This window comes from Leadbetterella sp. DM7 (genome assembly GCF_040829825.2).
GTDB lineage: Bacteria > Bacteroidota > Bacteroidia > Cytophagales > Spirosomataceae > Leadbetterella.
Genome location: NZ_JBFOLH020000004.1, coordinates 121,650 through 141,215 on the forward strand (window position 1 = coordinate 121,650; position 19,566 = coordinate 141,215).

Annotated in this window: 13 protein-coding genes; 4 read left to right on the forward strand and 9 right to left on the reverse strand. The window is 52.7% G+C overall.

Going from position 1 to position 19,566, the window contains the following annotated elements; genetic code table 11:
- The first annotated feature begins 93 nt into the window (after positions 1 to 93).
- A complete protein-coding gene (locus AB2U10_RS06140; protein ID WP_367913468.1) occupies positions 94 to 1,497 on the forward strand; it encodes a Gfo/Idh/MocA family oxidoreductase in 1,404 nt (467 codons plus the stop codon).
- 137 nt (positions 1,498 to 1,634) lie between these two features.
- Here the strand turns inward: AB2U10_RS06140 and AB2U10_RS06145 are convergent, their stop codons facing one another.
- The 8 genes from AB2U10_RS06145 to AB2U10_RS06180 all read right to left on the reverse strand — a co-directional run bounded on the left by AB2U10_RS06145 (position 1,635) and on the right by AB2U10_RS06180 (position 10,372).
- The gene (locus AB2U10_RS06145) at positions 1,635 to 2,204 is read right to left on the reverse strand and encodes a hypothetical protein (protein WP_367913469.1); all 570 of its coding nucleotides are present in this window, start codon (positions 2,202 to 2,204) and stop codon (positions 1,635 to 1,637) included.
- Positions 2,201 to 3,073: a hypothetical protein gene (locus AB2U10_RS06150; protein WP_367913470.1), complete on the reverse strand. Its 873-nt coding sequence runs from the start codon at positions 3,071 to 3,073 to the stop codon at positions 2,201 to 2,203. Before AB2U10_RS06150 ends, AB2U10_RS06145 begins: the two co-directional genes overlap by 4 nt.
- A gap of 131 nt (positions 3,074 to 3,204) precedes the next feature.
- Positions 3,205 to 5,082, reverse strand: a complete 1,878-nt coding sequence (locus tag AB2U10_RS06155; RefSeq protein WP_367913471.1) for a TonB-dependent receptor — start codon at positions 5,080 to 5,082, stop codon at positions 3,205 to 3,207.
- 184 nt (positions 5,083 to 5,266) lie between these two features.
- The gene (locus AB2U10_RS06160; RefSeq protein ID WP_367913472.1) at positions 5,267 to 6,574 is read right to left on the reverse strand and encodes an AMP-binding protein; all 1,308 of its coding nucleotides are present in this window, start codon (positions 6,572 to 6,574) and stop codon (positions 5,267 to 5,269) included.
- 3 nt (positions 6,575 to 6,577) lie between these two features.
- Positions 6,578 to 7,576 carry a glycosyltransferase gene (locus tag AB2U10_RS06165; protein ID WP_367913473.1) on the reverse strand — a complete coding sequence of 333 codons (999 nt, stop codon included), beginning with the start codon at positions 7,574 to 7,576 and terminating at the stop codon, positions 6,578 to 6,580.
- Positions 7,573 to 8,430: a glycosyltransferase family 2 protein gene (locus tag AB2U10_RS06170; protein WP_367913474.1), complete on the reverse strand. Its 858-nt coding sequence runs from the start codon at positions 8,428 to 8,430 to the stop codon at positions 7,573 to 7,575. The genes AB2U10_RS06165 and AB2U10_RS06170 overlap by 4 nt, the downstream gene beginning before the upstream one ends.
- A gap of 1 nt (position 8,431) precedes the next feature.
- Positions 8,432 to 9,166, reverse strand: a complete 735-nt coding sequence (locus AB2U10_RS06175) for an FkbM family methyltransferase (protein WP_367913475.1) — start codon at positions 9,164 to 9,166, stop codon at positions 8,432 to 8,434.
- A 114-nt stretch (positions 9,167 to 9,280) separates the two neighbouring features.
- A complete protein-coding gene (locus AB2U10_RS06180; protein ID WP_367913476.1) occupies positions 9,281 to 10,372 on the reverse strand; it encodes a glycoside hydrolase family 99-like domain-containing protein in 1,092 nt (363 codons plus the stop codon).
- Between the two features lie 141 nt (positions 10,373 to 10,513).
- Here AB2U10_RS06180 and mutS point away from each other — a divergent pair, with 141 nt between their 5' ends.
- The 3 genes from mutS to AB2U10_RS06195 all read left to right on the forward strand — a co-directional run bounded on the left by mutS (position 10,514) and on the right by AB2U10_RS06195 (position 18,365).
- Complete coding sequence (gene mutS, locus AB2U10_RS06185; protein ID WP_367913477.1) at positions 10,514 to 13,123, forward strand: DNA mismatch repair protein MutS; 2,610 nt, start codon at positions 10,514 to 10,516, stop codon at positions 13,121 to 13,123.
- Positions 13,120 to 15,447: a penicillin acylase family protein gene (locus AB2U10_RS06190; protein WP_367913478.1), complete on the forward strand. Its 2,328-nt coding sequence runs from the start codon at positions 13,120 to 13,122 to the stop codon at positions 15,445 to 15,447. Before mutS ends, AB2U10_RS06190 begins: the two co-directional genes overlap by 4 nt.
- A 278-nt stretch (positions 15,448 to 15,725) precedes the next feature.
- Positions 15,726 to 18,365, forward strand: a complete 2,640-nt coding sequence (locus tag AB2U10_RS06195) for an alpha-L-rhamnosidase (RefSeq protein WP_367913479.1) — start codon at positions 15,726 to 15,728, stop codon at positions 18,363 to 18,365.
- A 45-nt stretch (positions 18,366 to 18,410) separates the two neighbouring features.
- Here AB2U10_RS06195 and AB2U10_RS06200 read toward each other — a convergent pair whose 3' ends face one another.
- Positions 18,411 to 19,460, reverse strand: coding sequence for a PDDEXK nuclease domain-containing protein (locus AB2U10_RS06200; RefSeq protein WP_367913480.1), 1,050 nt, complete (start codon positions 19,458 to 19,460; stop codon positions 18,411 to 18,413).
- Positions 19,461 to 19,566: the final 106 nt, after the last annotated feature.

Sequence of the window (19,566 nt, forward strand, 5' to 3'; positions counted from 1 at the left end):
AAGCAGGTTTACGCGATTAATGCATAAAAATCTGCTTCATCTGCATCCTGCGCTTATATTTGTAAATCGTTGACCTTAATAAAAAAAAGACTTATGATCTCAAGACGTAAATTCCTGGCCTCTTCGGCTATGACCACCGCTACTCTTGCGGCTACTTCTGCTTCCGGTTATTCCCGCATTATTGGGGCTAACCAAAAGGTGAATATCGCCTGTATCGGTATCGGCAACCGGGGAGAGCAGATTATTGACGAATTTGAGAAAACCGGCCTCGTGAATGTGGTGGCCCTGTGCGATGTGGATATGGGTGCCCCGCATACAACCAAAATCATGAACAAATTTCCGAAGGCCAAACGCTACCAGGACTTCCGGCAGCTGCTGGATAAATCGGGCGGGGAATTTGATGCCGTTACCATTGCTATACCCGACTTCTCTCATTTCCCGGTGGCCATGGCCTGTATGCAGGCCGGTAAGCACGTGTATGTGGAGAAGCCGATGTCGCGCACCTTCCATGAGGCGGAGCTCATGATGAAAATGGCTTTGAAGAACCCCAAGCTGGTAACCCAGGTAGGAAACCAGGGCCATTCGGAAGGAAATTATTTCCAGTTTAAAACCTGGATGGAGGCCGGCATCATTAAAGATGTGACGGCCATTACCGCCCACATGAATAACGCCCGGCGGTGGCACAAGCTGGATCCCAAAATGAAGATGTGGCCGGCAGCACAGCCGGTGCCGTCTACCATGGACTGGAACACCTGGCTAACCACCTCTATGCCGAAAGAGTACAACGACCTGTACCATAACGGGGAGTGGCGCTGCTGGTACGATTTTGGTATGGGAGCACTGGGCGACTGGGGCGCTCACCTGATCGATACGGCGCATGAGTTTCTTGAGCTGGGACTGCCTTACGAGATTAACCCGACCTACCTGGAAGGCCATAACGATTTCTTCTTCCCGATGTCGTCAACCCTGCTGTTCCGTTTCGGAGCACGAAAGGGCATGCCGCCGGTAGATGTAACCTGGTACGACGGGTTAACCAACCTGCCGCCCCTGCCCAAAGGCTATGGCGGTTCAGCTGCTACAGCCAATGTGCCGGGTACCAACCAGGGCGAGGTGAAGCCGGCTACGCTGAACCCGGGACGGATCATCTACAGCAAAGACCTGATCTTTAAGGGCGGTAGCCACGGCAGCACACTGAGCATTATACCGGAAGAGGTGGCCCGGGAAATGGCACCAAAGCTTCCTGAAATACCGAAAAGCCCGTCTAACCATTTTGCCAACTTTATCCTGGCCTGCCAGGGCAAAGAAAAGACCCGTAGCCCGTTTGAGATCAATGGCGTGCTGAGCCAGGTCTTCTGCCTGGGGGTAATTGCCCAGCGCGTAAACCGGCCTCTGTATTTTGATGCGGTGACCAAGCAGATCACCAACGATACGTTTGCAAATGCCCTGCTGGTGGGGGCTGAGCCCAGGAAGGAATGGATGGAGTATTATAAGGTGTAGTGAGGATAGGGAAGTACAGGAAAGAAAGTACAGGAAGAGATAGAGAGGTAAGGCGGGGCGGTGGCTTCGCCTTACTTTTTTTGAACCATACGAGGCATATAAGGCATGGAAGTGGGGTAGAGAGAAGTTAGGTGCGGTTAGCGGAAGCGGTTGGAAATGGTGAAATAAACGTTCCGGCCTATTTCATGGTAGCCGTATTTCCGGAGCTTCGGAGTGGTGGTGGCTTTTGACATACGGGTCTCCAGGAAAGAAAGAATATAGTATTTGTTCTCTTCAAAAGGGCGGTTGAATAGCTGCGATTTGAACGAAAGGTTGGTGGCCATGGTTTTACGGCCGTCGATATACAGCTCGTTCTTGCCGATCCACAGGCATTTCAGCTCTTTGATCTGCTGCGCAATGTCCGTCAGCTCTTCTACCGTCAGGCTCGATTGCTTCATTTCATCAAAGACCAGCTTACGGTTCATGCGGGTATTGAAAAGGTAACGTACCGAGTCGGTATACATAATAATGGTGTAATAAGAAAACCGCTTGTCCGAGAAGCCGATAGCAAAGGGTTGTTTCCGGTAAAGGGCTTCGTAGTCTTTCAGCAGGGTTTCGAGGGCGGGTTTATTTTCAAAATAATAATCTTCCGACTTCCGGATTTTGGCCGGGAAGCAGGAAGTAAGCAATATTCCGCTCAACAGGAAAATAACGAGGCTTTTGTTCATTTGGTTTTGATGTACGTGATGCCGTAGATCAGCTTCCTGAATTTTCGCTTCCGGAGCTTCATTTTCGTACGAAGTCCGTAGTCCCAATAATCCAGGATATTATAGCCGTCTGCCCGGTCAATATGGTATAGTACCACAAAATGGGTAGGTGTGGGCAAAATAAACCGGAAAAATTTATTGGGATACAGGGCTTTGTTGTTCAGGTAAAGCATTACGGTATATTCTTCGTTTTTCTCCCGGCAGAAACGGTAATAGTTGAGAAAGACCGGCCCCATCAGATCAGCTCCCCGGGCATGAACCTCCAGCCCGGTCAGTGAACGGAGCATCCGGTTAAATTTCCGGAAGTTGGTAGCCGCCCAGAAGGTGTTTTCATCGCCGGGGTCAAACGACTTGTCCCGCAGATTAAGATACCCCTTGTAGTTCTCGGAGAGTACCATAAACCACATCTGGTCGGCGTGATTAATGTCCATTACCCCTTTGTTATAGAGAGTTCCGGCTGCTTCGTGTATTCTTTCGGAGCTGACCAGGGTTCTGTCGGTTACCTGTGCAGCGCCGGTAGCATACAGGTCGGTCATCCAGGCCACATAGCTTTCCGGGTCGTACAATAGCAGGAAATGAGTCAGGGCGGCGTAGCCGCAGAAGTAGGTAGGTTTTCCCTGGTTCAGGTACAGGGGATTTTCCACGTTATTCCTGAGGTTCCGGAAAAACAAAGCGGGGTCAATGTTAGGCCAGTATTCGCTTTTCCGGGCCGATCGGGCCTGGTCTATCCGGAGCAAAGCCCGCTGCTTCGCCTCCGGGTCCTGGGCAGGTGGCTGGGCTTCAGCACACAGGCTGAAAAAACAACAAAGAAGCAGAATCCGGGTATACACGCTGTTGCCTGGGGAATAGGAAACAAAGGTAGAAAACTTTTTGAAATCCGCTAAGCCGTGAGAGAAAAGTGTGTTTTACAGCCTGAAGACAGAGGAGGAGGTACCAGGGATACCTCCTCCTGCATAAACCATCAGATCTTATACCGGACCCCGCCGGTGATCCAGCGCGGCGGCTGGGCTACAAAACCGTGCTCAAAATATTTTTCATTCAGCAGGTTATTGGCATCCAGGGTGAATGTGAGCTGCTTCCAGCGGTAGGCGGCCCGTACATCCACCAGGCTGAAAGAGCCGTAGCTGACCGGTGGAGTGGCATCGTCCCAGGAGTATTGTCCTGCGCGGTTCTTAAAGGTGTACCAGCCGCTGAGCGACAGGTTTCGTACCGGCTCAAAAAACAACCCGGCAGAAAGCTTTTGTTTAAGGTAGTTCAGCGTATAGAACGACTGGAAGCCCTCTTCTTTCCTGTCGGTAGTGAGCCAGGAGAAGTTCAGTACCACCTGCTTCAATTTCAGCCGGTTGGCGGAGAACCCGAGCGTATGGGCTGTTTCAAATCCGTACCGGTTGATGTTGTCGATGTTTTCCATGAGCGGCACGGCTATGCCGGGGCGTTTGATTTTATCGATGGCATCTTCTGTCGCGGTGTAAAAAACCGAGTAGTTACCGGAGTAGCGGCTTTTCCGGGTTTTGAAGCCGAGCTCATGGGTCCAGGCTTTTTCGGGCTTAAGGTCGGGATCCCCCTTCACGGTAGCATTGTTCAGGTAGAGTTCGGTAAAGGTAGGGAAACGCAGCGAGCGGTTAACCGAGTAATACAACCGGGAGTCCTGTCCCACGGCATAGGCCAGGTCGAGGCCGGGAAAAAGGGAAAACCCGAACTGGGAGTTGATGTTGCCCAGGGTACCCACGTTCAGGATAAAGCGGTTGAAACGGGTGCTGTGCTCGGCAAAAAGGCTGTAGTTATCCCGTGATTTCCCGTACGTATAATACAGGTCCGGCCATCCGCTGATCGCCTCTTTCTCCCCGAGCTCCTCGCCCAGGCGGTTAGATCGTACCACCTCGTTCCGGTATTCGGCTCCGAAGGCACTGTTACCCCAGGCGTTGCGTAGCCTGAATTTCCACTCCACATCAAGTACCCCGGTTTTATGCAGGTTGAGCAATGTCAGCCGGTCGGTATTGCGGTAATTGTCAAAATCATACATATCGTGATGAATCCGGTAATTGGCCATCAGCGTACCCGACAGGCGGGGGGAGAAAGCGTGTTTCCAGGTAGCGTTCATGAGCTGCGAGGCCACCTCTTCATACTGGTTGCTGAATTTGGGGTGGTAGAAATTTGAAGCTCCGAAGTCGTTGCCGGTGAAGCCGTAGCCCAGCTGAAGGCTGCCGCTCCTGTATTGCTTTTCCGCCCGCAGCGAAGCCGTATTTTTCCGGTAGCCGGTAGCAGGAATGAAGCCGTCGCTGCCGGCCAGCTCAGCGCCGCCGGTCAGTGAGAGACCCTTTTTTACCCAGGCACCACCGGCATAAGTATTCCAGCTGCCGTATGAGCCGGCCGAAAGCTGCAGCTCCAGCTCAGAAGCAGCCGGTTGGCGGGTAATGATGTTGATTACCCCGGAGAAAGCACTGGGGCCGAATACCCGCGAGGCGCCCCCCTGGAGCACTTCTATTTTTTCGATCATCGAGAAAGGTACGGGAATGTTCAGCGCATGGTGACCGGTTTGAGGGTCGTTTACTTTTACGCCGTCTACCAGGATGAGCGTCTGGTCGTAATGCCCGCCGCGAATACTGATATCGGCCTGCACACCGAAGGCCGAGCGTGAGCGCACATCTACGTTCATAGCGTACTGCAGCACGCCGTCAAGCGTTTTGACGGGAGAGGCTTCTATGGTGGCCCGGTCAATCACGGTGATGTTCCGGGCTGTGTTTTTGATCTCGTTCCGGATAATGCCGGCAGTGACAGTCACGCTTTGCAGCTGGATGGTGTCGCGTTGTGCACTGGCATTCAGGCTTATCAATCCCAAAAGTATATATTTTAATATTTTCATTATTGTAATAATGTATATATTTATTATTATATAATTTAATAATTATATAAATATTTTAATGTATTTGAAAATTACTCCTTTTATGTTGTGTTCTTGGTGCCTTTTCTTGGTGTTCTTCGTGAAATACAGTATACACAAAGTCATAAAGTTTCACAAAGGGTCACAAAGGGTTTTGCACAAAGGTCACAAAGTATTGAGACAGGAGAGAGAAAGGGTCTTCGTCTACGGGCTTTTTGGGCCGTATTTTGAAATTTACTTTTGCTGAGGGGAGGTCACGGGGAATGTACGGCAGACGTATGGATGGAATCGTTTTTTTTAACAGGAAGATCTGCAATTCGTCCTGGCTCAGGGGCTCTTCCCGGCTCAGCAGGAGGGTAGGAAGCGTAACAGGGGCCGGTGCGGGTTCCGTTACCGGCAGACCGGTTCCGGCCGCATTCCCGATCTCTTCTGCGAAAGGGTTCGGTTGGCGGCGGTGAAACATCTGCCCGTTACGCCCCAGCAGGCACAGGTGCCCTTCCGGATCAATAAAGCCCAGGTCGGAAACCGTGGGCGTGTGCCGGTATCCGGGAGAAACGTACGGGCTTTCCACCCAGATTTTTTCATTCCGGATACGGATGCTTACGCCGGGAAAGGGCTTGCCCACAGAAGCCGGCCTTTCCACAATTTCGCGGCCCTGTATATAGCTGATATGGCCCAGCTCAGCCGCGCCGTAGTATTCGGTAAGCCGGGCCTCCGGGAAGAGCCGCAGCAGCTTTTCCGCCAGTAGGGGATCCAGTTTTTCTCCTGCGCTGACAGCGGAGCTGACGCCGGGAAATACCCTGTTTTCAGGCAGCAGGCGGTAATGCGACGGCACCAGGAACAGGCTGGTGATTTTTTCCTGCCGGAGGATATTGTCCCAGTTGGCGGCCTCACGCAGCGGCGTCAGCACTACTGTAGCCCCCAGCCAGAGGGCGTGAATAACGGTATTGAGATTGGCAGAATAGGCCAGGGCATCAACCACCATTACCCGGTCTTCGCGGCCCATGCCGAAAACTTCCGACTGGGCAGGGAAGGCACTGAACCAGGCGTGATAATCTTTCCAGATGACCCGGTTTTTTTCCGGGGAAATAATGCCGAGGAAACAATCGCTTCCGGCCGGCAGATAGGGCGGTACAGGTGCCGTTTCAGGCACCGGCGGCAGGAAGTCGAGCAGGCCCAGATTGTACTTTTCAGCATAGGCCAGCTTCTGTTCACGCGTGATGTTCCGGCCGCTGAACACCCCTTTTTGACCGGTATGCATCAGGGCCAGGAAGCTGATCAGGTTTTCGGCTTCCGAAGAGTGGCAAAGCAGGTAATCGGCCGGGTGCTGCCGCAGCCAGGCGGCCCTGTTCTGAACCTGCCGGTACAACTCCCCATAGCTGATCTCCCGGCCCCGGTATTTCAGCGCGGTGCGGGAGGGATCTGCCGAAAGGAAACGTTCAAAAAACATGGGTCAGGGCTTCAGCTTTGGTATTTTGTCAAGGCGGTCAAAGGCCTCCGAAAAACGTTTTTTCTCCTGCAGCAGGGTTTCGCAAAAGGCCCGGTTACGAATCCCGAACAGCTCGCGCTGGCCGGGATCTTTAATAGTGCCCCGTTTTGTGAAAAAGGCAAATTTCTTCCCGATATAATTGAACCACCACTTTTTCCGGAGGGTGGTCATGAGCGACCTCCTCCCCGTATTTTCGAGGTAGTGGATCTGGTAAACCAGCACAAACACATCCGCTGCGCCGAAACCGTAGGTCATATTCTTCAGCCGCTCCCAGGTAATGCGGTTCGCGGCCGTAAAATGCTTGAAATGCAGCTCGTTCGAGTAATAAATTTTATAGCCCAGCAGGCGCGTGATAAAGCACATTTCACTGTCGGCACCCGCGCTCTGCCGGTTGCCCACCCGCCCTTCCAGGAAAGGCTGCCAGTTCAGTGCATAGAGGTGATCGTACACCTCTTTCCGTACGCTCAGCCCGGCACCGGGCACCAGCGCATCTTCCGTGATATCGGTGAAGGTACCCTCGTAGAGCTTCCCGATGGCAAAGGCATGCTCATTTTCTTTGAACCACGCGGGCAGGGGTGCTTCAAAGTCGCCTTCGCCGGCACAGCCGATCAGGCCGATTTCCGGGTCTTTGTAGTACTTGAAGATGGTTTTTATCCAGTCGGGTGCCACCCGGTTGTCGTCATCCACCACGCTGAGAATGCTGTAGCGGGCAGCTTTGATACCGGCTTTGCGGGCATTGGCCTCACCCATCCGGGGCTCGGGGATAATCCGGAGGGGCACTACCGGGTTTTCATTCCATATGCCTTCTGCTACCTCCGCCGTTTGGTCGGTAGAATTGTTGTTGACCAGCACCACTTCCCACGCAATCCCCTCGAAATCGTGCTGGGCCTGCAGGTGCCGGAGGGTTTCGGGAATGACCCGTTCGCTGTTATAACACGCTATGATAACTGAAATGCCATTCATGTAAAAATCCGGAATAGACGGTGATACAATCGTACTTCGGGAGGAAGCCCCGCAGGTATTTCTGCGTTCCCGATCTTCCGCGCCCACCGCAGGGCGGTTTTCCGGCGTACGGCGAAAGGTATGGGGTAATGGGCATAAATGTACCGGATCACGCGGAAGCCCTCCGTAAAGAGCAGTCCTTCACGTTCCGATTTAAAGGAGACATTGCCGGCATGTCTCCGGAAAAAGTTAAGCCGCCTGTCGAGCCTTACTACCCGGGTACCGGCGGCTACCTGTACCCAGAACATCCAGTCGCCGGTGTACCGGAAAGTACGCAGGGTGCCGAAATCTACCCCGGCTACCCGGTTTTTCCGGAATACGGCCGAGCTGGCATTGTAGATCAGCGGGCCGTTCAGGAATTCGCTCCGGACCAGCTCGCTGCCGCTCCACCGGCGGTCACCCGACTCATGGCCGGGCCGGTGAATTTCGGTGCCGTTCTCATCGATCCATACGGAAGAGCTAAAGACCACGCCGGTATCTTTGTTCCGGTCAAGTACCTCAACGGCCTCTGACAGGAAACGGGGTGCAGCTATATCGTCGCTCTCGGCTATCCAGATGTATTCGCCGCGGGCCAGGCTGAGGCCCTTTTCCCACTGGATGAACGTGGAACCTGAATTGCTTTCATTTATGATGAAGTGGGAAATCCGCTTATCGGAAGCGTATTTCTCCAGGATGTCTGTACTGTTATCCGAAGAATGATCATCGAGGAGGATCACCTCGAAGTCGCTGAAATCCTGCCCCAGGATGCTCTCCAGCCTTTCGGGCAGGTAAGCAGCATGGTTGTAGTTGGGCATTATGACAGAAACTTTCGGCATATCAGGCCCATCCGTGGCTTTTTCTGAGTATACTGTCTTCTTTGACAAAACAAATGTCGAGCTGCCCGAGCGCCATGTCCAGCGGGCGGTTGGTAAAGCCGGCAAAGTCGTAGATCACATAGCCCCGCTGGGTCATGTAGGCAATAAGGTCATGCAGAAGGGGCTGATCAGGCGAAAATTTAAAGAGGGAAGCCTCCAGGATAAATACCTCGGTTTTTCCGAAGATGCCGGCGGCACCTTTCAGCACTTCGATCTCAAATCCCTGCACATCGATCTTGCAAATGTCGGGAACCGGCATTTCACCGCGGGCAATGAGCCCGTCGATGCTGTAAATGGGTACCTTCTTTTGCATTCTTCCACCGCCCTGCCCGGCCTGGGGCAGGAAAGAAGACCCGGCAAAATCTTCCCACATGGTGAGGGTGAGCTCACCGTCTTCGGCACCGGCACCACCAAAAAACACCCTGCCTTTGTGACGGGCAAGAAATTTATCGATTTCCGGCTTCAGCTCTTCCTGGGGTTCGATCAGGTAGTAGGTGGCTTCGGGTAAAATCCGGGCAGCCAGCACGCTCCAGTCGCCTTTGTGGGCGCCTACATCCAGGATAGTACGTAGGGTAAGACCACGGGTTTTCAGGCTTTTCAAAAAGAGGCTCATGTCGCCCGATATCCCGTTTTTACTTTGAACGTGATACCCGAAGCGATGTGCGAGCCACTGGATCAGGTCTTTTATTTTTTTCATGTGTATAAGATTAGCTTTGCGCTGCAGGCCTTAAGCGATGCGCTTTTGCGCAGGGCGGATGGCCACCCCGTAACGTCCGGCCTGCCGGGTTGCCTGTTTCTCATAGCGCTTGTCTCACTGCTCATGGCTATACTTCGTTAAAACCCGTTGGGTTGCCTCCAGGAAAGCCCGCTTCCATTTCTGGTCAGGCTCCAGGTGGTTCCCTTCGGCCCATTCGTTCCAGGCATTGATAAATACAAAGTTTTCTTCAGGCGAATAGACCTCGCTTTGAGAACAAACGTCTTCCAGCCAGTCCTGGTATAGCTCAGGCGTAGCGTTGTGCATGATGAAGGCGTCATTTTTCCGCCGTGCACTGTTGTCCCAGCCCGGCACAAGCGCCCTGAAGTGCTTTTGCAGCAGGGGGGGCTTGTTTTTCATCCGCCTGACCACTTCGGCATAATCGATTTTCCGGAAGGTCTGCCCCAGGGAAAATTTATTTTTCAGGCGGTCTGTGAACCCCGGCACCACTTTCAGGTGGGTCCAGTCGGGCTGCCAGTCGATCACGATGTCCAGCCCTGTTTCGGCGGCGCGTACCTCAAACTCGGAAGACGTGAGTATGCCGCCGAGGTAAAGGTCGTCAAAGCCGTTTTGGCGGGCCACTTCCCGCCAGATCGCCACTGTTTTCTTCAGGTCGGGAATGATATGCGTATTATAAAACAGGAAAAAAGGCTTGTTGTTGATCCGGATATACCGCTCGTCGCTGAAAACACGGGTGCATAGATACTGCGCATGGTTCCGGTGGTCTTCTTCCGAATAGTGCTGCTCCATGAGCACTTCCTTATCTTTGCCGTCCCAGCGGCGCGACCAGTTTTCATTGGCCCAGGCCAGCATGAAAGGGAAATCGGGCCGGCCTGAAGCCAGGATCTCATCTACCGGGCGTTCCATCAGCCGCTTGCCGTTAAACCAGTAATGGTAATAGCAAAAGCCGTAAAGGCCGTATTCCCGGGCCAGATCGGCCTGGTCGGCCAGTGATTGCAGCAGGCGCAGGTCATAAAAACCCAGATCAGCTGGCAGGTGAGGCTGGTAATGGCCTTTGAAACGCGGCCGCGCCTTCACCGTGTTGGTCCACTCCGTAAAGCCCTTTCCCCACCAGGCATCGTTTTCGGGGAAAGGATGAAACTGGGGCAAAACCACCGCTAAAGCTCTTAATCTCTTATCGATCTGCACTGTGCTGATTTTCTGATTTGAAGGTGCGAATTTACTATAAAAACCCGGAAATCCGCCCAAAGTAAAGGTATTGAAACCTAAATTTCACTTTCCGCCCAAAAATTCATAATTTTGAAGGGAATCTAAACAAACACGAACAGAATGGCCAAAGCCGCCGAACCAAAGGAAACACCCTTAAACAAACAGTATAACCAGATTAAGGCCAAATATCCCGGCGCCATGCTGCTCTTCCGGGTTGGGGATTTTTATGAGACTTTCGGGGAAGACGCCATCAAAGCTTCGAAGATCCTGGGCATTGTGCTGACCCGGCGGAATAACGGCGGGTCAAACGACGAGCTGGCCGGTTTCCCGCACCATTCGCTGGATACTTACCTGCCCCGGCTGGTGCGTGCCGGGCAGCGGGTGGCCATCTGTGATCAGCTGGAGGACCCGAAGTCGGTAAAGGGAATTGTAAAACGCGGAGTAACCGAACTGGTTACCCCCGGTGTTTCTTTTAATGACAACGTGCTGGATGTACGCCAGAACAATTACCTGGCCTCGGTGCATTTTGCCGGTGATGACCTGTTGGGGGTGGCGTTTCTCGACATCAGTACGGGAGAATTTTTTACCACCGAAGGTACCACGGCCTATGTAGATAAGCTGATCCAGGGCTTTAGCCCGGCAGAAATACTCTACTGCAAAAAACACAGGAAACGGTTTGAGCACATCTTCGGTGAGAAATACAATACCTATACCTTTGAAGACTGGGTATACGCGTATGATTTTTCGTACGAGCTGCTGATCAAGCATTTTAAAACCAGTAACCTGAAAGGGTTTGGCGTGGAAAACCTGCGGGAAGGCATCACGGCCGCCGGGGTGATCCTGCAATACCTGAACGACACCGAGCACCGGGAAATGAGCCATATCAGCCGGCTGAACCGGCTGGATAAGGACCATTACGTGTGGCTCGACCGCTTCACCATCCGCAACCTCGAATTGCTTTTTGCCCAGTACGAAGGCGGCGTTCCGCTGATTGAAGTGCTGGACCAGACCATTACACCCATGGGTGCGCGGCTGCTGCGGAAATGGATGGTGTTGCCCCTGAAAAACAAAGCGCAGATCGAAGAAAGGCTGGATACGGTAGAGTTTTTCCGGAGCGATGATGCCGTGATGCAGTCGCTCATCCAGATTCTGAAGCCTATCGGCGACCTGGAGCGGCTGGTGTCGAAAGTGGCCGTGCGGCGGATCAACCCCCGCGAAATGGTGCAGCTTAAGCGGGCACTGGACCAGATCACGCCCTTAAAGCAGCTGTTAAGCGAAAGTCCGAACAAAGCGCTTGAAAAATATACGGCTCAGCTGAACGACTGCCGTTTCCTGGTCGATAAGATCGCTGCTGAGCTGCGCGAGGATGCACCCACCCAGGTGAACCAGGGGAACATGATCCGGACAGGCGTAGATGAAGCACTCGACGAGCTGCATAAGATCGCCTTTTCCGGGAAAGATTACCTGCTGGATATCCAGACCCGCGAAGCGGAACGCACGGGTATCCCGTCGCTGAAAATTGCCTATAACAAAGTATTCGGCTATTACCTGGAGGTGTCTAACGCCCATAAGGAAAAGGTGCCGCAGGAGTGGATCCGGAAGCAGACGCTGGTCAATGCCGAACGCTACATTACAGAAGAGCTGAAAGTATACGAAGAGAAGATCCTGACCGCCGAGAGTAAAATCAATGAGATCGAGTTCCGGATCTTCAACGACCTGGTCGTAACGGCCGGAGAGTTTGTAACGGCTATCCAGGAGAATGCCCGGGTGATCTCTGCCCTGGATGCCCTCCTGTCTTTTGCCCGTGTAGCCCGGAAAAACGGATACTGCCGCCCGGTGATATCTGAAAACCGGGTGCTGAATATCAAAGAAGGCCGGCATCCGGTCATTGAGCAGCAGCTGCCGCCGGGAGAAACGTATGTGCCGAACGACCTCTATCTCGACGATGACACCCAGCAGATCATTATCATCACCGGTCCGAACATGGCCGGTAAGTCGGCCCTGCTGCGGCAAACCGCGCTGATCGTGCTGATGGCCCAGACGGGTTGCTTTGTGCCGGCGGCATCGGCAGAAGTGGGCCTGGTCGACAAGATATTTACCCGGGTAGGGGCAAACGACAACCTGTCGCGGGGCGAAAGTACCTTTATGGTGGAAATGACCGAAACGGCATCTATCCTGAATAACCTGGGCGACCGCAGCCTGGTGATCATGGATGAAATAGGCCGGGGAACCAGCACCTACGATGGTGTGAGCATTGCCTGGAGCATTGCCGAATACCTGCACAATAACCCGAAGCTGAAGCCCAGAACGCTCTTTGCCACCCATTACCATGAGCTGAATAACCTGGCAAACGACCTGCAGCGCATTAAGAACTACAATGTGTCGGTGAAGGAGCTGAACGGCCGCATCGTATTCCTGCGTAAGCTGAAGGAAGGCGGCAGCGAGCACAGCTTCGGTATCCACGTGGCTCAGCTGGCCGGCATGCCCCAAAGTGTGGTGCTGCGGGCCAACGAGATCCTGCAGGCCCTGGAAAAGAGCGAAGCCAAAGAAAAGAACAAGCAAAAGCTGAGCGATGCGCCGAAAAGTAACTACCAGCTTAACTTTTTTGATCCTGTTGACCCGGTAGGAGAGGAGATCAAAGAACGGATCCGTGAGCTGGATCTGAATACGCTTTCGCCCATAGAGGCACTGCTGAAGCTGAACGAATTACAGAATAAATTGAAAGGATGAACAGGTACCTGTTTTGTGGAATTTGCCTGATGTTAACCGGGCTGACCGCTGCAGCGCAGCACCGGGTACAGGTAGAAGGACTGAAAGAGGAAGTAGAGATTTACCGCGATACCTGGGGGATCAATCATATCTATGCGGCCAACGAGCCGGATCTGTTTTTTGCACAGGGCTACAGTGCCGCAAAAGACCGGCTTTTCCAGTTTGAGCTGTGGCGGCGGCAGGCTACCGGGACGGTCTCCGAGATCCTGGGGCCTTCCGAACGGAAACGGGATATCGGCCTGCGCCTGTTTAAGTACCGGGGCGATATGCAAAAGGAGCTCTCCCATTACCATCCGAACAGTGCGGCCATTATTCAGGCCTATGTAAACGGGGTGAACGCCTGCATTGACGAGGCGAACCGGAATCCGGATACCCTTCCTGTAGAATTTAAAATGCTGGATATCCGGCCTCAGAAATGGACGCCGGAGATAGTCATATCCCGCCACCAGGGATTGCTGGGAAATATAGAAGATGAGCTGAAAACCGGCCGGGCCGTGGCAGCGGCAGGTGCCCGGCAGGTGTCGGATCTCCTGTATTTTCATCCCAGGCAGCCTGATCTCCGCCTGGATCCGTCTATTACACAGGAAATGCTCAGTCACGATATCCTGGAGCTGTACAAAGCCTCGCACCGGCCTCTTACCTTTGGCCCGGAGCACAGCGCTTATGTGGAAAACAGGCGGGAAGACAAAGACGGGAGCAATAACTGGATCGTATCGGGTAGCCGCACGGCCAGCGGATTTCCGCACCTGGCCAATGACCCGCACCGCAGTGTTTCTCTCCCAGCGCTCCGGTATGTGGTGCACCTTTCCGCACCGGGCTGGAATGTGATAGGGGGCGGAGAACCCGTTATCCCGGGCGTTTCTATCGGGCATAACGAGCACGGTGCCTGGGGGCTTACCATTTTTGAAACCGATTTTGAAGACCTGTACGTATATGACCTGAATCCCGGGAAGCTCTCACAATACCAATACAAAGGCCGGTGGGAGGAGATGCAGACCATCCGGGAGGAAATTAAAATAAAGGGCCAGGCTCCTGAAAAGGTGGATCTGCGGTATACCCGGCACGGCCCCGTGGTGTATATCGATACCCTCAATAAAAAAGGATATGCCGTCCGGTGTGCCTGGCTGGAGCCGGGCGGAGCCCCTTACCTGGCCTCGCTGCGGTTTAACCAGGCTGAAAGCTGGGAAGAATTCCGGGAAGCCACGCGCTATTCGCATGTTCCGGCTGAAAACATGATCTGGGCCGACCGGCACGGCGATACCGGCTGGCAGGTAGTGGGTCTTGCACCGGTAAGAAAAAATTTCAGCGGTATGGTGCCTGTACCCGGCGACGGGCGCTTTGAGTGGAGCGGCTACCTGCCCATGCTGGAACGGCCGAATAGCCATAACCCGCCGGAAGGATTCCTGGCCACGGCCAACGAAAACGTAACTCCGCCCGGTTATTCGCATTGGGATGCAGTAGGCTACCTCTGGTCTGACCCTTTCCGGGGTGACAGGATCCGGGAAGTGCTGGCCGCAAAAGATAAAATGACGCTGCAAGACCACCAGGCGCTTCAAACCGATTACTTTTCCCTGCCGGCCAGGGAGCTGGTACCCCTGCTCAGCGGCCTGAAATTCGGAGATTCGCTGACTGAAAATGCACGAAAACACCTGGAAACCTGGGATTACCGCCTGGAGCCTGACGCAGTAGAGGCCGGCATTTATGCCATGTGGGAGCGGAAATTGAGCCAGGAGGCCACGGCTGCGCTTGTACCCGCTGAGCTGAAAGGCCTGGTCAGCCTGCAGCTGAAGAAGCTGATCCAATGGATAAAAGACCCGGAGAGTCCCATTCAGGACAAGACGGCCTTTTTAACGGTTACTTTTGAGAAGGCGATAGCTGAGCTGGTTAAAAAGCTGGGGGATGACCCCGAAAAATGGCAATATGGGCAGGCCACTTACAAGCATATCCGGCTGACGCACCCGTTGAGTGATTTCCTGAGCAGCGAAGAGCAGGAGGCCATGAACCTGAGCCCCCTGCCCCGGGGAGGTAACAGTTACACGCCCAATGCCACAGGAGGAACAGATACGCAGAGGCACGGAGCTACTTTCCGGGTGATTATAGATACGGGTGACTGGGATAAAACCCTGATGACCCTTTCACCGGGACAGTCGGGTGATCCGGCCAGCCCGTTTTACAGCAACCTGTTTAAGAGCTGGGCACAGGATACCTATTTTCCTGCGTATTTCAGCAAAGACAAAGTGGAGGCCCATACGTATGAAAAAACGGTATTGACGAAGAAGAAATAAAAAGGAGGGATAGGGTTTAAATGAGAGAAGTTAGATATTAGTATAAATATCTAACTTTTCTCATTTCTCATCGAGCCGGTCGTACTCGGTCTCTTCAAAATCCTGGAAATCCAGGTCTTCAGGGTGCAATGCGTAATCTTCCATGGTGTTGTTTATTTTGGTTTCACTCTTCAAAGTTGATTTTTAAATGCCCGGTTTCCAAAGAAAGGAGATTAAGGAATTATAAAATCCTGGCCAGCAATTCTTATTTTTACAGGAATAACCAGAAATGTTGTCTCATGAACCGTCTTTTACTCAGCCTTTGTCTTCTCCGTTTTTTCACCGCGCACAGCCAGGTGTACGATCTGCGTACCGAATACCTGACCGCACCACTCGGAATAGACACTCCGCAGCCCCGGCTTTCCTGGAAGCAGAAAGATGAACGCCGCGGAGCCGGGCAAAGCGCTTACCAGGTTTGGCTGGGAAAAGACTCGCTGGCAGTGGCCACCGGAAAGGCGGGTTCTACCGGGAAAATTAATGCTCCGGATAACCGGGTCATTTATACCCGTGAAAACCTGCAGCCCTATACCCGGTATTTCTGGAAAGTGACCGTATGGGATAACCACGGCGGAAGAGTGCAATCACAAGTGGTACACTTTGAGACGGGACATATGCAAATAAGTAACTGGAAAGGGGAGTGGATCAGCGACGGTACAGATATCCGCCTGAAGCCGGCGCCGTATTTCCGGCAGGATTTTGAAACCGGGAAGAAGATCCGGTCGGCCAGGGCATACATAGCGGCCGGCGGGCTTTTTGAGCTGTATATCAATGGGGTTAAGATCGGTGATCATGTGCTGGATCCCAACTACACCCGGTTTGACCGGCGTATTTTATACGTTACACACGATGTTACCGGCGCATTGAAAGCCGGGAAAAATGCTATCGGTGTTTTACTGGGAAACGGCTGGTATAACCACCAGTCTACCGCTGTATGGTATTTTGACCGGGCCCCCTGGCGAAACCGTCCTGCTTTCTGCATGGACCTGAGAATTACCTACGAGGACGGATCGGTAGAAACCGTTTCTTCGGGCCGGTCGTGGAAAACGGCGCTCAGCCCGGTCATCTTCAACAGCATTTATACGGCCGAGCATTACGATGCCCGCAAGGAGATCAGAGGCTGGAACCTCCCGGATTTTGACGACAGCCAATGGAGAAACTCCACATTGAGGTCGGCACCCTCTCAGAATATCGTGTCCCAGGCTTTGACGCCTGTCCGCGCAGTGGAAGAGATCCCGGTGAAAAGCCTGAACAGGATCAGCGATACGGTATATGTTTTTGACCTGGGCAGGAACATTTCAGGGGTGAGCCGGATCACCTTATCGGGTCCGGAAGGAACAGTGATCCGGCTGAAGCATGCGGAACGGCTGTATGACAACGGCCGCCCGGATATGTCGAATATTGATGCCCATTACCGGCCCACCGACGATACCGACCCGTTCCAGACCGATATATTTATCCTGAAAGGGGAGGGAACCGAAAGCTTCATGCCCCGCTTTAACTACAAAGGATTTCAATACGTGGAAGTAACCGCCAGCCGGCCGGTGCAGTTGAACAGCACCAGCCTGAAAGGATATTTCATTCATTCTGATGTGGAACCCGTAGGCCGGATAAGCTCTTCAGACGAAACTCTGAACCGCATCTGGCAGGCTACCAATAACTCGTACCTGTCCAACCTGGTGGGCTATCCTACCGACTGCCCCCAGCGGGAAAAGAACGGGTGGACGGGCGATGCTCACATTGCCAGTGAGACCGGCCTGTATAATTTTGACGGCATCACCGTTTATGAAAAATGGCTGGCCGATCACCGCGACGAGCAGCAGCCTAACGGAGTTCTGCCTTCTATAATTCCTACCGGCGGCTGGGGATACGAGTGGGGCAACGGCCCCGACTGGACCAGCACCATTGCCATCATCCCCTGGAACCTGTACCTGTTTTACGGCGATAAAAAACCCCTGCAGGATAACTATGAAAATATCAGGCGGTACGTAGATCATATTGCAGAGCTATACCCTTCAGGGCTGACCAGCTGGGGGCTGGGCGACTGGATACCGGTGAAATCGAAAGCCCCGGTAGAGCTGACCTCCACCGCGTACTATTATACCGATACCCGGATCCTGGCTCAGGCGGCTGAGCTGCTGGGCCGGGAAGCCGATCACCGGGAATACAATGCCCTGGCCGAAAAGATCCGGAAGGCATTCAATGATAAATACCTTCACCGTGAAACGGGGCTTTACGGCAGCGGCCTGCAAACCGAGCTGGCGGTACCGCTCTTCTGGGGCCTGGTTCCGGAAGAGCTTCGCCGGGAAGTGGCCGATCACCTGGCGCAGCGGGTACAAGCCGACGACATGCAGATGGACGTGGGCCTGCTGGGCACCAAGGCCCTGCTGCAGGCGCTCAGCGATAACGGCCATGAAGAGGTAGCATACGCCCTGGCCACCCGGAAAACGTTCCCTTCCTGGGGCTGGTGGATCGCCAACGGGGCTACCACCCTGTACGAAAACTGGCCCATTGACGCCAAATCCGATATCTCCATGAACCACATTATGTTTGGTGAAATAGGCGCCTGGCTGTTCAAGGCACCGGGCGGCATCAAGCCGGATCCCTGGCAACCCGGCTTCCGGAATGTGATCCTGGAACCCCGTTTTACAGGCGGCCCGGATACTTTCAGTGCAGAGCACAACGGCCGCTACGGCACTATCCGCTCTGCCTGGGAGAAAACTGAAAAAGGCATTACCTACCGGGTGACAATTCCGGCAAATTCTACTGGCACGGTACGGCTGCCGCAGGTTAAAGGGAAGAGTTGGTATAAAGACGGGGTAGTGATGAAAAATTCTGAAGTTCAGGTTCTTTCAGGAGAATATAAATTCGAGAATAAGTAATCAGAGCGTATGCAGGGTATTTCCTGATACCGGTTGTTTGAAAGTTCAACGAATGGCGGGAAGTGAGGGATTACGGGATTGCAACCGGCTTAATTCACTTTCAATTTCCTCTATGCTCGGCAGATTACGTTTGAGGTTTTCAGGAATGGATGATACTATTTCATAAGCCAATATCCCCAATGGCTTATTCAAGTTTTTGAGTGCATATTCAGCAACTATTTTATTCTTTTCCTGGCACAATAGCAACCCGATACCCGGTTGATCATGCTCACCTTTGAGGGTATCATCAATAACGGTCAGGTAAAAGTTCAGTTTTCCGGTATGTTCAGGTTTGAATGGGCCTTTTTTTAACTCAATTACCACGTAAGAACGAAGCTTAATATTATAAAACAGGAGATCTATATAGAAGTCCTGACCGCCCACCTGTAAATGATATTGTTTCCCGACAAAGGCAAAGCCGGCTCCCATTTCCAGCAGGAACCGGGTAATATGTTCGGTGAGTGCATTTTCCAGGTCTTTTTCCTGAAAGTCATCCTGTAAAGTCAGAAAATCAAAAATATAGGGGTCTTTAAAGATTTGCCGGAACAGATCAGAATCTGATTCAGGGATGGTTTTGTTAAAATTATTAATGGTACTGCCTGCTCTTTTATGAAATTTTGACTTTATCTGGTAAGCCAGGATATCCCGTGACCATCCGTTTTCAAGGGTTTTGGTCATATAAAATATTGCGGTTTCAGGATCTTTTATCTTATCCATCAGTAAGATATGGTGGCCCCAGGGAATTTGTGCAGCAGCCTGCTGCACAAATGCAGCATCACGGTAAACCTCGGCAAAGAGGCGCATGTAATGAATATTTCTGTAAGATAGCCCCCTCATATCCGGGAACTCACTGCGTAAATCTGCTGCAAGTTTTTCAATGACTTTAGCACCCCAGCCGGCCTTCCCGGCTTGTTCTGAAACTAATTTTCCGATATTCCAATAGAGAACTAATAATTGGGCATTGGCAGACAGTACTGCCTTTTGACGGGATACTCTGACCTGCTTTTTGATGGCATTGAGTACCGTAATATAGCCGTGTGAATCTGTTAATTGCATGGGATGTAATGTTATGGGATTCAATTATAAATAAAATAGAAGCAATGCCCAAGATTTTTGTACTAAAATTGTGTGTTATGGCTCTGCATTAATAAGTAGGGCATAA

Bases quoted from the DNA above. Each gene is read 5' to 3' on its own strand.
- AB2U10_RS06140 (WP_367913468.1), top strand. From the start codon at position 94: ATGATCTCAAGACGTAAATTCCTGGCCTCTTCGGCTATGACCACCGCT.
- AB2U10_RS06145 (WP_367913469.1), bottom strand. From the start codon at position 2,204: ATGAACAAAAGCCTCGTTATTTTCCTGTTGAGCGGAATATTGCTTACT.
- AB2U10_RS06160 (WP_367913472.1), bottom strand. From the start codon at position 6,574: ATGTTTTTTGAACGTTTCCTTTCGGCAGATCCCTCCCGCACCGCGCTG.
- AB2U10_RS06165 (WP_367913473.1), bottom strand. From the start codon at position 7,576: ATGAATGGCATTTCAGTTATCATAGCGTGTTATAACAGCGAACGGGTC.
- AB2U10_RS06170 (WP_367913474.1), bottom strand. From the start codon at position 8,430: ATGCCGAAAGTTTCTGTCATAATGCCCAACTACAACCATGCTGCTTAC.
- AB2U10_RS06175 (WP_367913475.1), bottom strand. From the start codon at position 9,166: ATGAAAAAAATAAAAGACCTGATCCAGTGGCTCGCACATCGCTTCGGG.
- mutS (WP_367913477.1), top strand. From the start codon at position 10,514: ATGGCCAAAGCCGCCGAACCAAAGGAAACACCCTTAAACAAACAGTAT.
- AB2U10_RS06190 (WP_367913478.1), top strand. From the start codon at position 13,120: ATGAACAGGTACCTGTTTTGTGGAATTTGCCTGATGTTAACCGGGCTG.
- AB2U10_RS06195 (WP_367913479.1), top strand. From the start codon at position 15,726: ATGAACCGTCTTTTACTCAGCCTTTGTCTTCTCCGTTTTTTCACCGCG.
- AB2U10_RS06200 (WP_367913480.1), bottom strand. From the start codon at position 19,460: ATGCAATTAACAGATTCACACGGCTATATTACGGTACTCAATGCCATC.